We start from the raw sequence: 14,883 nt of genomic DNA, 5'->3' as shown, positions 1-14,883 counted from the left end.
CGCGCGCGGAGTGCAACTAACTGTCTATCCCGCCGGCGCCCGCCCGATTCGGCGGGCCCGTGGGGTGACCGCTGAGTTCGGGAATGCGGCCGGCACGTGCAGTGCGCGCGCGCCGGCCGCCGTCGGTGCGTCAGAACTTGTGGCGGATGCCGACGACCGCGAGCTCCTGCGAATCCGTGCCGGAGTTCACGCCGTACGAGCCGACCGTCGCCGCCGCTTTCACGATCGCGCCGTTCGCGTTCAGCGTATTGCCGCTCGCCTTCTGGTAGCCGAACAGCGCGTACAGGTCGGTGCGCTTCGACAGCGAGTAGTTCGCACCGAGGTTGACCTGGTTGTAGTGCGCGGAGGTCGGGCCCGTCAGCGACGTGTAGTTGTAGCCGATGCCCGCGCGCAGCGCCGGCGAGAACTGCCAGTTGAAGTACGCCGAACCGTTGTTGAACTTCGCGGTCTGGCTGAACGCCGACAGCGTGTCCGCGCCGTACTGCGTGTTCGAATACGCGAGGCCGAAGGTCGCCGCGCCGAGCACGTACTGGCCGGCGACGCGCACGATCTGAATCGACTTCGCGCTCGAGAAGCCCTGGTTGATCACGGTATTGAAGAGCGTGTCCGAGCTGCTCGTCCACGTGCGCGCGCCGTTCTTGTCCGTCGTCGTGCCGCCGTTCGCGAAGAAGTAGCCGGCGCCGAGCGACAGCGGGCCGTTCGCATAGCTCAGGCCGAAGCTGTAGGTGCGGCCGCTGCCGGTCGCGCCGGCGACGCCGCCGAAGCCGTACAGCGCGGCGAACTGGAAGCCGGAGATCAGCGGGCTCGTGTACTTCACCGAATTGCTGACGCGCAGGCTGTTGTCGTAGTTGTCGAGGTCGCCCGGCGTCGAGAACACGCCGCCGAAGTAGTTGTCCTCGGTGAGGCCTTGCACGAGGTCGACGACCGGATCGTACTGGCGGCCGAGCGTCACGGTGCCGTACGTGTTGTGCGCGAGGCCCACGATCGCCTTGCGGCCGAATTCGCGCTGGCCCTGGCCGAGCGCGCCGGTGCCGATGTTGAAGCCGTTTTCGAGCTGGAACAGCGCGGCGAGGCCGCCGCCGAGATCCTCGGTGCCGCGCAGCCCCCAGCGGCTGCCCGACAGGTTGCCGCTGCCGAACTTGACGAGATTCGACGCGTTCCCGCCGTTGGCGTCCTGTGCGTTGTGCACGTACGCGATGCCCGCGTCGACGATGCCGTACAACGTGACGCTGCTCTGCGCATGCGCGCCGGTGGCGGCGAGCGCCGCCGGCAGCGCGAGAAGGGCGAGTCGCTTGAATGATTGCATCTACTGGTTACCCCCGTGGTCGATTGGTGTGACGAATCGCTGAACGATACGGACCACGGACGATCGAGGAAACCAATCATTTCTCGAATGGATATGAAGCGCGGCGATCGTTGCGATTGCCGCGTGAATGGAAAGCTGGCCGGGTGCGGCTGCTCCGTCTCAGTGCATGTGCCTGACGTCTTCGTAGAGGATCGGCTGCGCGCCGTTCAACGCGTCGTCCGCGCCGGCGTGCCCGGGAAAGATGCCTTCGCGACTCGGCCACAGCAACTGGACGCACGGGAAATCGTCGTTGCCGTAGAACCAGCGACTCCAGCCGAGATGGGGTTCGTAGTGCTTGCCGGCGACCGGCATCAGGAGCGCGTCCGCATTGCCGAACACGGACGACGTGACTTTCCCGATGGGCGGCGGCGAGCCGGCGGCGACCATCCGGTACAGATCCCACAGCACCGCGTGGATGGTTTTCGACGGCATCGAGAATGCGATGACCTCCGGAAAGCCGAGATTGACCCAGAACCCCGTCGTGAACGAAAAGCCCGGGCCTTCGTCGTCCGCGAATACCTCCGTGCGGAACCAGCCGTTCGTCCGGATCTGGCGAACGAACTGCCGCTCGGTGTCGTCGAGCACTGAGTCGGGCGCATCCAGCGCCGTGGCGATATCCGGTTTCGAAGGCACGTGGGTCTCCTCGGTAGGGTGTGTCGTTGGTTGGGACAGGGCAGGGCGCGCGCCGGCTACTGCACCGCCTCCGCCGTTTCGCCCAGGAACCCGCCGCTCTGATGCGCCCACAGTGCCGCATAGATGCCGCCTGCCTGCAGCAGCTGCTGGTGCGTGCCTTCCTCGACGATGCGGCCTTCGTCGAGCACGATCAGCCGGTCCATCGCCGCGATGGTGGACAGTCGGTGCGCGATCGCGATCACGGTCTTGCCGCCCATCAGGCTGCCGAGGCTGTGCTGGATCGCGGCTTCGACCTCGGAGTCGAGCGCGCTCGTCGCCTCGTCGAGCACGAGGATCGGCGCGTCCTTGAGCATCACGCGCGCGATGGCGACCCGCTGGCGCTGGCCGCCGGACAGCTTCACGCCGCGCTCGCCGACCTCGACGTCGTAGCCCTTGCGCCCGTGGCGATCGCCCAGCCGTTCGATGAAGTCCGCCGCTTCGGCCCGCGCCGCCGCGTCCTGCATGTCGGTTTCGCTCGCGTCCGGGCGGCCGTAGAGAATGTTCTCCCGCATCGTGCGGTGCAGCAGCGACGTGTCCTGCGTGACCATGCCGATCGCGCTGCGCAGGCTGTCCTGCGTCACGTGCGCGATGTCCTGCCCGTCGATGAGGATGCGGCCGCCGCCCACGTCGTAGAAGCGCAGCAGCAGGTTGACGAGCGTCGACTTGCCCGCGCCGGAGCGGCCGATCAGGCCGATGCGCTCGCCCGGCCGGATCGTGAGCGTCAGGCCGTCGAACACCGGCTTGCCGTTGTCCTCGTGCGAGAAGCGCACGGTGTCGAACACGATCTCGCCGCGCCGCACGACGAGCGGCCGCGCGTCCGGCCGGTCGACGACGGCGCGCACCTTCGTCAGCGTCGTGATGCCGTCCTGGATCGTGCCGACGTTCTCGAACAGCTCGGTCATCTCCCACATCACCCAGTGCGAATAGCTGGACAGCCGCAGCGCCATCGCGATCACCGCCGCGACCACGCCCGCGCTCGCCTCGCCCTGCGCCCACAGATAGAGCGCGAGACCGGTCGAGCCGACCAGCAGCGCGGTAGTCATCACGTGATTGGTGACCTCGAACGCGCTGACGAGACGCATCTGCGCATAGCCGGTGGCCTTGAACGCCTCCATCGCGTGTCGCGCGTGGTCGGCCTCGCGCCGCGTGTGCGCGAACAGCTTCACGGTCGCGATGTTGGAATACGCATCGGTGATGCGGCCCGTCATCATCGCGCGCGCATCGGCCTGCTCGCTGCCGACGTGGCCGAGGCGCGGCACGAAGTAGCAGCACGCGACGCCGTAGCCGATCGCCCAGACCGCGAACGGAATCATCAGCCGCCACTCGAAGCTGGCGGCCAGCAGCAGGATGCCGAGCAGATAGGCGGCCACGCCGACGAGCACGTCCACCGTCATGAACAGCGCGTCGCGGACCGCCAGCGCGGTCTGCATGATCTTGGTCGTGACGCGGCCCGCGAATTCGTTCGCGTAGAACGACAGGCTCTGGTCGAGCATCAGCCGGTGAAAGAGCCAGCGCAGCCGCATCGGGAAATTGATCGCCAGCGCCTGGTGCTTCGCCATCGTGTGCAGGCCGATCAGCGGCACGCTGCCGAGCAGGACGCCGGCATACGCGAGCAGCGTGCCGAGATGCCGGTCGCGGAATTCGGCGGGCGTCGGCGACGACAGCCAGTCCACCACGTGTCCCATCATCGCGAACAGCGCCGCTTCATACGCGGCCAGCGCGGCGGACGTCAGCGCGATCAGGAACACCCAGCCGCGCGCGCCTCGCGTGCACGCCCAGACGAATGCGAAGAACCCCATGGGCGGGGTGACGGGGTCCTCGAGAGGAAAGGTCGGCAGGCGCCGTTCGAACCACGAAAACATCCAGTGTCTCCTTGGCGCGGCGCCGGTGCGTGTGCCGGAGCCGCGGATGGGGAAAAGCGCCGGCACGCTTCGTGAGCGACGCCGTGCCGGAAGTGAGCAGGGTACTGCAGAAGGCGCCGGTCCGTTGCCCGGTTTTCGGCCGGCACGCCTGCGGGCCGCCGCGGGCTTACTGCGCGTTGATCCAGCCGGCAATCGTGTCGAGCGCGCCCGGCTCGTACGCGCGGCGCCCGAGACCCATGAACAGGATCTTCTTCCACGCCGGCCAGTCGGATTCGAGCTGATAGTCGAACCAGCGTGCGCGCAGCAGCGCGTGCGTCGCGTCGGACACCATCACGACGCGCCGGTCGTCGCGACCGCCGAACGCGCGGCTGTACGCGTTCGCGTCCTCGACCGGATCGACGTTGCGGTCCTGCGCGCCCCACACGGCGAGCACGGGGCCCTGCATCGTCGCGAGCGCGCGCGACGCGTCTTCCGCGTAATTGCGCGCGATGAAGCCGAAGCGGCGCGGTTCGATGTCGGGGCGCGCGCGCGGGTCGGCGCGCTCGCCCGCGCGGCCGAAGATCGCGTCGTTCGACTTCAGCTCGACGGCGATCTGCGCTGCGATCTGCTCCGGCGCGGCGCCTTCGCGCTGCATGCGCTGCCGGGTCAGGTAGACGCCTTGTCGGCGCCAGTTGACGGCGCCGCCGACGATCACCGAGAACGCCGGCCGGACTTCGTTCGCGACGCGCGGGATCACCCAGCCGCCCTGCGAGAAGCCGAGCAGGCCGATCCGCGGCGCGGGGCCGGCCGCGGCGCGCACGCGCGCCATCGCGGCGATCGTTTCGGTGGCCCGGTCCTGCATCGATTGCGCGAGCCAGTCGCCGCCGCTGCTGCCGATGCCCTGCTTGTCCCACGTGAACACGCCGATGCCGGCGTCGAGCAGGCTGTTGACGAGCGGCAGGTACGCGTCTTCCGAGAAGCGGTCGCGCGGCCCGTCGCCGTGGATCAGCAGCGCGATCGGCGCGTCGCTCGTGTGGGCCGGCAGCACCAGCGTGCCCGCGAGCTCGGCGCCGCCTGAACGGAACGTCAGCGTCGACACGCGCGCGTCCCGGTTCAATTCGAAGTCGGACAGGCCGCGCAGCGCGTAGGCGCCGACTGCGGCGAGTGCCGCCAGAAGCATGACGACTACGATGCGGATGACGATCGTGCGTTTCAATTGGATGCCTCGAACAGGGTTGGCAGGGGCTGGCGTTGCGACGCGCGCGAAAGGTTCGCCCCCGGATCGGCGGCTTGACGCGTGTCTGCCGCCGCTTGATAATAGATCGAGTAGTCAGTCTATTAAAGATTCGAGTCAACGTCCAGCAGGGAGTGCACCTTGAGAAAGATCGATCCGGAAAAAGTCGAAGCGAAGCGGCGTCAGATTCTGGACGCCGCGATCGAGTGTTTCGCGCGCAACGGTTTCCACGGCACGTCGACGGCGTCGATCTGCGCGGCCGCGGGCATGAGCCCCGGCAACCTGTTTCACTACTTCCCGACCAAGGCGTCGATCATCGAGGCGATTGCGCTGGAGGACCAGCGCATCACGGCCGACATCTTCGCGAAATGGTTCGACACGGAAGACGCGGTTACCGCGATCGAGGAAATCGCGCTCGAGTTCATGCAGCTCGCGAGCGACCCCGTCTATGTGCGCATCACCATCGAAATCGGCGTCGAGGCGACGCGCAATGCGGACATCGCGGCGCTGTTCGCCGAGAACGAGTCGCTCGTGAAGGGCCGGCTGGCCGCGCTGGTCAAGCGCGGCATCGCCCAAGGGCGCATCGACCGGACCCTGAAGCCTGACCTGATCGCCACCTGGCTGCTCGCGCTCACGGAAGGCGCGTTCATGCGCGTGGTGTCCGAGCCCGGCTTCAAGATGAAGGCGAACACGCAGATGCTCAGGCTGATCATCCAGCGGATGCTGCAACCGCAATGAACCGCAAACCGCCCGTGCCGCGCGTCCCGTTTCGCTGGAAGGCTGCCGTGCGCGTGAAGTGCAGCGTCCTGACCTTTGCGCTGTTGCTGGTGCTGGTGGGCGGCATCGCGAGCCTGCTGCCGCTGCCGACGCGCGGCGAGACCGAGCCGGCGCGCGCCCGGACCGTGCCGCGCGTCAGCGTCGTCGCCGCCGCGCCGGCCGAGTTCGCGCGCACGATCCGGCTGACCGGCACGATCGTCGGGCGCGACGACATCGCGATCGGCACGCCGCTGCAGGATCAGCGCGTGTCGGCCGTGCTGGTCGACGAAGGCGACCACGTGAAGGCCGGCCAGATGCTCGCGCGGCTCGATACCACGACGCTGGATGCGCGGGTGCGCGACGCGCGTGCGGCGGCCGACCGCGCACGGGCCGCGGTCGCGCAGCAGCAGGCGCTCGGCGACGACGCGCAGTCCGCATGGCGCCGCGTCGCGCCGCTCGCCGGTTCCGGCGCGATGAGCGACCAGCAGATCGATCAGCACCGCGCGCAGGCCGATGCGGCCGCCGCCGGCCTGCGCGCGGCGCGCGCCGATCACGAGCAGGCGCTGGCGCGGCTCGATGAGGCGCGCGCGCAACTCGACAAGGCTGCGATTCGCGCGCCGATGGACGGCGTGATCGCGAGCCGCGCGGCGCGTGTCGGCGCGCTGGCCGGCAGCGAGCCGCTGTTCCGGCTGATCGGCCGCGGCGAACTCGAATTCGACGGCGACGCGGTCGAACGCGATCTGTACGCCCTCCATGCCGGCCAGAAAGCGCGCGTTACGCTGCCCGACTCGCAGGGCGCCGTCGACGGCGCCGTGCGTCTCGTGGCGCCGCGCATCGATCCGCAGAGCCGGATGGGCAAGGTGCGCATCGCGCTGTCCGATGCGTCGCGCTTCCGGTCGGGCGGCTTCGCGCGCGCGGAGCTCGTCGCGGAGCGGACGACCGTCGCGGTCGCGGTGCCGCAGCGCGCCGTTACGTTCGACCCGCAGGGCGCCGCGTTCGTGATGCGGGTCGACGTGTCGGGCCGCGTGGCGCGGCACGCGATCGTCGCGGGCCGGCGCGACGGCGAGCGGGTTGAAGTCCGCGGCGGGCTGAAGGCCGGCGAGCGCGTCGTCGCGTCGGCGTCGGCGCTCGTTCGCGACGGCGACGTGGTGCAGGCGGCCGGCGCAGAGGGCGAGCGTTCGCAATGAGCATGAAACTGTCGTCATGGGCGATCCGCCGGCCGATCCCGACCATCGTGCTGTTCATCGTGCTCGCGGTGGCGGGCTGGGGCGCGTTCCTGCAGTTGCCGATCAATGCGAATCCGCGCGTCGAGTTCCCGATCGTCACGGTGGCCATCGCGCAGACCGGCACGGCGCCCGCCGATCTCGAGCATGCGGTCACGCAGCCCGTCGAGCGCGCGGTGTCGGGGCTCGCGGGCGTGCGGCACATCACGTCGACGGTCGGCGACGGGATGTCGGTGACGACCGTCGAGTTCCAGCTCGGCGTCGACCCGCAGCGCGCGGTCAGCGACGTGCGCGAGGCCGTCACGCAGAACCGCGCGAACCTGCCGCAATCGATCGAGGAACCGATTGTGTCGCGCGTCGACGTCGAAGGCGGCGCGATGCTCAACTATGCGCTGAAGGCCGACGGGCGCAGCCTCGTCGACCAGTCGTGGTTCGTCGACGAGACGCTCAGCCGCGAACTGCTGGCGGTGCCGGGCGTGCAGCGCGTGCAGCGTCTGGGCGGCGTCAACCGCGAGATTCGCGTGACGCTGCTGCCGGCGCAGCTCGAGGCGCGCGGCGTCACCGCCGATCAGGTCAACGCGCAGCTCGTGCGGACCAGCGTCGACGTGGCGGGCGGCCGCGCGGTGCTGGCCGGCAGCGAGCAATCGATCCGCACGCTCGGCGGCGCGGCGTCGGTCGACGCGCTCGCCGCGACGCCGATCGCGCTCGCCGACGGCCGCTGGGCGCGCCTGTCCGATCTCGCGACCGTGAGCGACGGCGCCAGCGACGAGCGCGCGCGGGCGCGGTTCGACGGCAACGAAGTGGTTGGCTTCGCGGTTTTCCGCGCAAAGGGATCGAGCGACACGACCGTCGCGGCCGGCGTTCAGGCCGCGCTCGAGCGCGTGCAGCGCGCGCATCCGGGGATCGAGATCCGCGAGGTCACGTCGATGGTCGACTACACGCTCGCGAGCTACAACGCGACGATGGCGACGCTGATCGAGGGCGCCGTGCTCACCGTGCTCGTCGTGTTCTTCTTCCTGCGCAGCTGGCGCGCGACGCTGGTCGCGGCCGTCGCGCTGCCGCTGTCGATACTGCCGACCTTCGCGGTGATGTCGTGGTTCGGCTATACGCTGAACAGCATCACGCTGCTGGCGCTGACGCTCGTGATCGGCATTCTGGTGGACGACGCGATCGTCGAGATCGAGAACATCGAGCGCCATCTGGACATGGGCAAGCGGCCGTACCGGGCCGCGATCGACGCGGCCGACGCGATCGGCTTCGCGGTGGTCGCGATCACCGCGACGATCGTCGCGGTGTTTCTCCCGGTCAGTTTTATCGGCGGGATCGTCGGCCGGTACTTCACGCCGTTCGGCATCACCGTGTCGGTTGCCGTGCTGGCGTCGCTGCTGGTCGCGCGGCTCGTCACGCCGCTGATGGCCGCCTACGTGATGCAGCCGAAACCGGCGGGCACGCATGCGCGAGCGACCGGCGGCGCCCGCGGGCGGGTGCTCGGCCGCTACCTGAAGCTGCTGGACTGGGCGCTGCGGCACCGGCGCACCTGCGTGTTCGCGGGCGCGGCCTTCCTGGCCGGTTCGCTCGCGATCGCGCCGCTGCTGCCGTCCGGCTTCCTGCCGGTCAACGACACCAGCGTGTCGCGGATCGAGGTGACGCTGCCGCCCGGCACGCCGCTCGCGAAAACCGATGCGGTGCTGCAGCGGATCGCGGCGGAAGCGAAGCGCCGGCCTGAGGTGATGGCGACGTTCACGACGGCGGGCGGCGAGAATGCGGCGGGCACCGTCGACGTGTCGACCGGCAGCGTGACGCTGAAGCTCGTGCCGCCTGGCAAGCGCAAACTCGGCCTGAAGACGTTCGAGGCTTCGCTGCGCCCCGCGCTCGACCGGATCGCGGACATTCGCTATGCATTCCGCGCGGACGGCGCGTCGCGCGACGTGTCGATCATTCTCGTCGGCGACGATCCGGCGCAGCTCCAGGACACCGCATCGGCGCTGCAGCGGCAGATGCAGGGCGTGCCCGGCATCGCGAACATTCAAGTGAGCGAACCGCTGCCGCGCCCGGAGATCCACGTGCGTCCGCGTTTCGACGAGGCGGCGCGGGCGGGCGCGACGACCCAGGCGATCGGTACGGTCGCACGCATCGCGACCGTCGGCGACATCAATGCGAACTCGGCGCGCTTCAACCTGCGCGATCGGCAGGTGCCGATCCGCGTCGCGCTGCCGGAGGCCGAGCGGGGCGACCTGAACACGCTGCGGCAATTGCGCATCGCGACCGAGAGCGGGGCGAGCGTGCCGTTGCAGTCGGTCGCCGACGTCGATTTCGGCAACGGGCCGTCGCAGATCGAGCGTTTCGACCGTTTGCGGCGCGTGTCGGTGGACGCCGACCTGCTGGACGGCGCGACGCTCGGCCCGGTGCTCGACGCGGTTGGCGCGCTGCCGTCGATGCAGGCGCTGCCGGACGGCGTGCGCCGGGCCGAGTATGGGGATGCCGAATACATGAGCGAGATGTTCGTCAAATTCGGCACTGCGATGACATTGGGTATCCTGATGGTGCTCGCGGTGCTGACGCTGCTGTTCCGCGATTTCCTGCAGCCGTTGACGATCCTGACCGCGTTGCCGCTGTCGGTCGGCGGCGCGCTCGGCGCACTGCTGCTGTATGGCGCCGCGCTGGACCTGCCGGTCGTGATCGGCATGCTGATGCTGATGGGCATCGTCACGAAGAACTCGATCCTGATGGTCGAGTTCGCGATCGAGAAGCGCCGCGAGGGCATGCCGCGTCACGAGGCGCTGCTGCACGCCGGCGCTGAGCGCGCGCGGCCGATCATCATGACGACGATCGCGATGGTGGCCGGGATGGTGCCGTCCGTCATCAGCACCGGTGCCGACGCGGGCTTTCGCGCGCCGATGGCCGTGGCGGTAATCGGCGGGCTGATCACGTCGACGCTGCTCAGTCTCGTGTTCGTGCCGGTCGCCTACACCTGCATGGATGACCTGAAGACCCGGCTCGCCGCGCGGCTCGTGCGCCTCACGTCGGTCACCGAGCAGGATCGGGTCGAGGCCGAGCGGCAGGAGCGGTCCGTATGAGGAAATGGCTGGCGCAATAACGACACCTTCAACCCTCGCGCGTGCGGCGTGCGCACGCGCACACATGATCCGGAGTTCCTGCATGGATATCGATGCCGTCATCTTTGATTTCGACCTGACCTTGGCCGACTCGTCCGTGGGCATCATCGACTGCACGAAGCACGCGTTGCGCGAGCTTGGGGCCGATGCCGCGGCGAGCGAGCAGATCTACCCGGTGATCGGCCTGCCGCTGCAGGCGATGTTCCGTGCGTTGACCGGAGATGGCCGGCAGGAGCGGGCGGACGAGTTCGCGCGCCGGTTCGTGGCGCGGGCGGACGAGATCATGGTTCCGTCGACGAAGATCTATCCGGAGGTGCCCGGCCTGCTTGCGCGGCTGCGCGAGCGGGGCGTGGCGACCGCGATCGTTTCGAGCAAGTTTCGCTACCGCATCGAAGCGATCCTCGATGTGGCGGACTTGCGAGCGTCGATCGACGTGATCGTCGGCGGCGAGGACGTGCAACGTCACAAGCCGGACCCGGAGGGGCTCGTGCTGGCGTTGTCGCGGCTCGAGGTGCCGGCGTCGGCGGCGCTCTATGTCGGCGACCATGCAGTCGACGCGCAAGCCGCGGAACGGGCCGGCACCGGCTTTGTCGGCGCGGTGAGCGGAACGACGTCGTTCGACGCGTGGTCGAGCCTGGGCAAGCACGCGGTGAGGCGCGACCTCGGCGAGCTGGCCGACATCGTCCGCAAGCGGGCGTCCTGACGCGCGGCGGATTCTGTCGGCGAATGTGCGTGCCGCACGATGATGGCGGGCCGGGGGTATATTCGCCGGACAATTGCATCGCGACCGCGCGGCTTGTATAAAAGAAGGCATCTGCATCGCCGCCCGCCGGATGCATCCGCAGAGGCGTTCGAGCGACGATCGACAATCGTCAAGGAGATTCGATCATGAACAGGATTCGCGTTGTCTCGATGGCAATGGCGGCATCGATCGGCCTTGCGCTGGCGGGCGCGCCGATCGCGTTTGCGCAGGATGCGGCGACGGAAGCCGCACCGATGGCCAAGCCGACGCCCAAGGAACTCAGCAAGGCGCAGCGCAAGGCGGCGCGCAAGGCAGCCCGGGAAAAGCGCAACCAGGATCTGGGCGCCATCGAGAAGGACGGCTATCGGCTGACCGGCGACCGGTCCGGTTATCCGCAGAACACGCAGAACGCCGCAGGCAAGGCGGACGGCGCAAAGGCCACCAACGGCGCCGCGCCGTCGCCGGGGCAGTAACGGCCACCGCGCTGCGCGGCCGGCGCGTCGCGCAGCGCATCACGCATCGTCATCGACGTCTCGCGCGAATTTCCATGCGGCAAGCGAGACGTACCCGTCTCGCTTGCCGCATGCCATGGGATCTCTTCCTGCAACGTCGGGCGCATCGCTTCTCCATCTCGTCCATTTTGCCGCGGCTTGGCGGCAGATAGACCGATCCGTTTATAATCGCGACGATCCAGGGTCCGGACTTTCTCACCGTCGGCCCGCCGGAAAGGTCACACCCATGAGCACGAAGCGACAGGACATCATCGATACGGCGACACGCCTATTTGCAGAACATGGCTACCACGCCGTCGGCACCGATCGCATCATCAAGGAGTCGGGCGTCGCGAAGATGACGCTGTTCCGCAATTTCCCGACCAAGAACGACCTCATTTCCGAAGTCCTGACGCAGCGGGCGCACCAGGCGCTGGCCTCCATGACGCAGGCGGTGAGCACCAAGGGAACGCCCATCGAGCGCTTGCATGAACTGTTCGAATGGCATGGCCGCTGGTTCAGGGCGCGCGATTTCTCGGGATGCATGTTCGTTGGTGCGTTGTCCGAATTTCACTCCGATTCGGGCGAGATCATCCGCATCTCGGTCGCACAGAAGGCGAACTTGCGCCTGTTCGTTCAGGGCCTGATGATCGACCTCGTCGAGCCGGCCGCCGCCGAGCGCGTGGCACGGCAAATCGTGATGCTCCTCGACGGGGCGACCATCGCGGCGGTGGCGGGGGATCGCAATCACGCCGCGCAGGATGCGTGGGAAGTCGCGAAGAAACTGGTCGAGGAGCACGGCGGCGCCGCGCCGAAGCCGCGCGGTGCACGGCGCGCCTGAGCGCGGCCGTACCCCGGCAGTGCATCGCGCGCGGCGCTGCGTCAGGCAGCCTGGTCGTGCAGCATCGGCAGCGCCAGCAACCTGGCGTGCAGCGCGCTGTAGTAGGCGTCGCAGCTCGACAGCCGCCACGCAGCGCCGAACAGGATGTCGCCGGCGATCGCCGGCGACTGGTCGACGATCGGCGTGATCACGTTGGTCAGCCAGCCGTCGCCGTGAACGACGTCGATCGTGATGTGCTCCTCGTAGTAGCTCAATTCGCTTTCGCTGCCCAGCCCGACCCGTCTGCACCCGTTGACGAGCTTTTCATACTGCGCCGGGTCGAGCAGCTCGGTGATCGCCATCACACCCAGCAACTTGAAGTAATGGGCGCGATTGACGCAGGCCAGCATGAACTGATTGTGGCCCGCGAGCCCTTCCCATCCCAACGCGCTCGCGTGGTTGTCGTCGGCCGGCCCGACGCCGACGACGTTCAGCAGATGCTGGAACAGGTTCACGTGGCTCTGCGCCGCGTCGCCGCGCCCCGCTTCGTCCCACAGGTTCTGCGCCAGTTCGCTGCGCGCCTCGCTGCGCGCGCCGATCATTGCATAGAGGAGCAGGTCGAAGAAGCGCAGGTTAAGCGCGCTGTCGCTCCGGAAGAACGCCACGATCTGCTCGCGCGATGCCTCTTTCTCGAGGAAGTCGAACAGGGGATGCGACACGACCGGGTGCTGTGACCACATGCGCTTGATCGCCTCGACGATCGAGCGGCCATCGGGCGCGGCAGGGGCGGCGACAGCCAGGCGCCGGCCTTCGCTGTCGAGCCATGCGCGTTCGATATGGCGTCGCACCTGCGTGAGCGTCGGGTTGAACTGATTGATCGCGCGCGGTTCCGTGCCGTCGCACGTGTGCAGGTCGTAAAGCGCAAACAGCGCCCCGTGGACTTCCTCCAGCGCTTGCTCGTCGCGCTGATCGAGCGCCTTGCCGAGTTCGGATCGAACCCGGGACAACAGGCGCTGGTTCCAGTCCGGATGGGATTCGACGCGCTCGTCGAGGTCCACGGTGTCGCAAAGCAGCGAAATCGACTGATGAAGCGGAAGCGTCAACGCGGCGTCCAGCACATCTCCTCGACATGCGTCGTCGCATGCCGGGCCGGCAGCGGTACGCGATACCACAATATCCTCTTGCATGGTGTGAAAGTCCGTAGATTTCTTTTTAATTACTGATGATTGGCCAGTTGCCTAGGTAATTGTAATTGTTTTGATTGTTTTTGTAATATTCGATCTCGCTTGGGGCGGGGGGATCTTACACGATGCGCCGGAATGAAATAAAAAACGACACCTGAAATCCGGAGGAGAGAAGTGAACCGATGAACCGGGTGGAGGATGCAATGCCGCCATTGGGGGCGGGAAGCAAGACGCGGAAGACCGATGCGAATATTCGAATACGCTCAATGCATCGATGTCACGCGCCGGATTCGCGCGGCCTTTGGATAATCACGGGAGCGGCATGATCACGGCAGGCGCGGGCGTCCATGCATCGTCATTTAGTAAAGAACGGATAAAGCCTCAAACGCGAGCTTTTCTCTATCTCGCGCACGAAGGGCAGAAAAGATGTCCGAAAGTCGAAATACCCGGCGGGAATGGCCGCTGCGACGATTGGCGATCCGCGGGATTCGACGCCGGCAGGGGGGCGAGGCTGTCATTGCTGACTTGGGCGTTGCCCTGTTGTTGTGTTGCCTCGCCCCCAGACGCTGCCCGGTTGCGCGTCTTCTCTCAGGTTCTCACGGGCCCTGCGACGTGGCTGCTCTCGGAGCATTCGTTGCTTGCCTTCCCGGGCCGCCGAAAACGGCCGGAAAGGCGAGTGATCGGACCAGCATGCGCAAGCAGAATTTCGTGTATTTAAATGATACAGATGAGTATCACGCGCATATTCGTCGAAGCGGCGTGGCTTGTCAAGCGGTCCGGCGATCGATCGCGCGATGCGCGTGCATGGGTTCCGGGACCGTGCGTCCGGTGGTCGGCATGCGCGGCCATGACGCCGCGTCGTGGGGGAAGCGGGTTGCATGCGAGCAGGTCCGGTTCATCGAGTAGATTCCGTCATATTCATGTCGAAACGGTCTTTGTATCGGCCAGGGCGCAGTGGCTTGACGCAAGCCGATTTGATTAAGCGTGAATGACGGACGTCGGTTGAACTTTTGTGGCACTCCTTTAAAAGCGCCTGACGATCAAGCCGGTCGCGATCTGCATTTGTCGTCGGATACTAAACGGTCTCATTAAGCGGCAGTAGCAACGGTTGCTTGTCGGTAATTGAAATTAGCCGCTCCGCTCCATTTCATTCAGAAAATCGAGAGAAATGTGTAATTGAAGTGAAAGAATAATCGATTTTCACCTCGTTCGCATGCGGGTGAATTCTTGTGTCGCGATTCGCTCCAGCCTGCCGGATCAATCTAATCAAGCGTTGCGTGGCAAATGCGGCCGCCGTTACGGCAGTCCGTTGAATGCGCGGTGCGCTGCCGGTGTCGTCGCCGCGCACGCAGTCGATCAGCATCTCGCCCCGTGGCGGGAATGGGAAGGGACGCGCGGCCCGCGCGCATCGTCATGCGCGGTCGCGCTCGGTGAACGGATTCGTGTTCAATCCACGAAT

Annotated in this window: 12 protein-coding genes; 6 read left to right on the top strand and 6 right to left on the bottom strand. The window is 67.3% G+C overall.

The genetic code is table 11. The features are described 5' to 3' along the window. Positions 1-130 precede the first annotated feature (130 nt). From B7P44_RS32575 to B7P44_RS32560, 4 genes are all read right to left on the bottom strand, one after another. Positions 131-1,306: a porin gene (locus B7P44_RS32575; RefSeq protein WP_084910166.1), complete on the bottom strand. Its 1,176-nt coding sequence runs from the start codon at positions 1,304-1,306 to the stop codon at positions 131-133. Positions 1,307-1,465: 159 nt separating this feature from the next. Then, positions 1,466-1,978: a DUF4262 domain-containing protein gene (locus B7P44_RS32570; protein ID WP_084910165.1), complete on the bottom strand. Its 513-nt coding sequence runs from the start codon at positions 1,976-1,978 to the stop codon at positions 1,466-1,468. 56 nt (positions 1,979-2,034) lie between these two features. Further along, positions 2,035-3,879 (bottom strand): ABC transporter ATP-binding protein, encoded by a 1,845-nt coding sequence (locus tag B7P44_RS32565; RefSeq protein WP_084910164.1) that lies wholly within the window; start codon positions 3,877-3,879, stop codon positions 2,035-2,037. 166 nt (positions 3,880-4,045) lie between these two features. Further along, positions 4,046-5,038: an alpha/beta hydrolase family protein gene (locus B7P44_RS32560; protein ID WP_088511603.1), complete on the bottom strand. Its 993-nt coding sequence runs from the start codon at positions 5,036-5,038 to the stop codon at positions 4,046-4,048. Between the two features lie 195 nt (positions 5,039-5,233). On the opposite strand from B7P44_RS32560, the gene B7P44_RS32555 reads away from it, so the two are divergent. The 6 genes from B7P44_RS32555 to B7P44_RS32530 all read left to right on the top strand — a co-directional run bounded on the left by B7P44_RS32555 (position 5,234) and on the right by B7P44_RS32530 (position 12,261). Beyond that, complete coding sequence (locus B7P44_RS32555) at positions 5,234-5,830, top strand: TetR/AcrR family transcriptional regulator (RefSeq protein ID WP_084910162.1); 597 nt, start codon at positions 5,234-5,236, stop codon at positions 5,828-5,830. Continuing rightward, entirely contained in the window at positions 5,827-7,035 is a 1,209-nt protein-coding gene (locus B7P44_RS32550; protein ID WP_084910161.1) for an efflux RND transporter periplasmic adaptor subunit, read from the top strand. Before B7P44_RS32555 ends, B7P44_RS32550 begins: the two co-directional genes overlap by 4 nt. After that, positions 7,032-10,148, top strand: a complete 3,117-nt coding sequence (locus tag B7P44_RS32545; RefSeq protein WP_084910160.1) for an efflux RND transporter permease subunit — start codon at positions 7,032-7,034, stop codon at positions 10,146-10,148. The genes B7P44_RS32550 and B7P44_RS32545 overlap by 4 nt, the downstream gene beginning before the upstream one ends. Before the next feature lie 82 nt (positions 10,149-10,230). Next, entirely contained in the window at positions 10,231-10,890 is a 660-nt protein-coding gene (locus B7P44_RS32540; protein ID WP_084910159.1) for an HAD family hydrolase, read from the top strand. A gap of 215 nt (positions 10,891-11,105) precedes the next feature. Beyond that, positions 11,106-11,402, top strand: coding sequence for a hypothetical protein (locus tag B7P44_RS32535; RefSeq protein ID WP_407924052.1), 297 nt, complete (start codon positions 11,106-11,108; stop codon positions 11,400-11,402). Between the two features lie 265 nt (positions 11,403-11,667). Beyond that, positions 11,668-12,261 carry a TetR/AcrR family transcriptional regulator gene (locus tag B7P44_RS32530; protein ID WP_084910157.1) on the top strand — a complete coding sequence of 198 codons (594 nt, stop codon included), beginning with the start codon at positions 11,668-11,670 and terminating at the stop codon, positions 12,259-12,261. A gap of 41 nt (positions 12,262-12,302) precedes the next feature. Here the strand turns inward: B7P44_RS32530 and B7P44_RS32525 are convergent, their stop codons facing one another. Both B7P44_RS32525 and B7P44_RS36925 read right to left on the bottom strand, forming a co-directional pair. Then, positions 12,303-13,343, bottom strand: a complete 1,041-nt coding sequence (locus B7P44_RS32525; protein WP_084910658.1) for an iron-containing redox enzyme family protein — start codon at positions 13,341-13,343, stop codon at positions 12,303-12,305. A gap of 1,228 nt (positions 13,344-14,571) precedes the next feature. After that, on the bottom strand, positions 14,572-14,787 hold the full coding sequence (locus B7P44_RS36925) for a hypothetical protein (RefSeq protein WP_133117989.1): 216 nt from the start codon (positions 14,785-14,787) through the stop codon (positions 14,572-14,574). Positions 14,788-14,883: the final 96 nt, after the last annotated feature.

This window comes from Burkholderia ubonensis subsp. mesacidophila (assembly GCF_002097715.1).
Taxonomy (GTDB): Bacteria; Pseudomonadota; Gammaproteobacteria; order Burkholderiales; family Burkholderiaceae; genus Burkholderia; species Burkholderia mesacidophila.
This window is presented reverse-complemented; position numbering and strand designations above follow the sequence as displayed.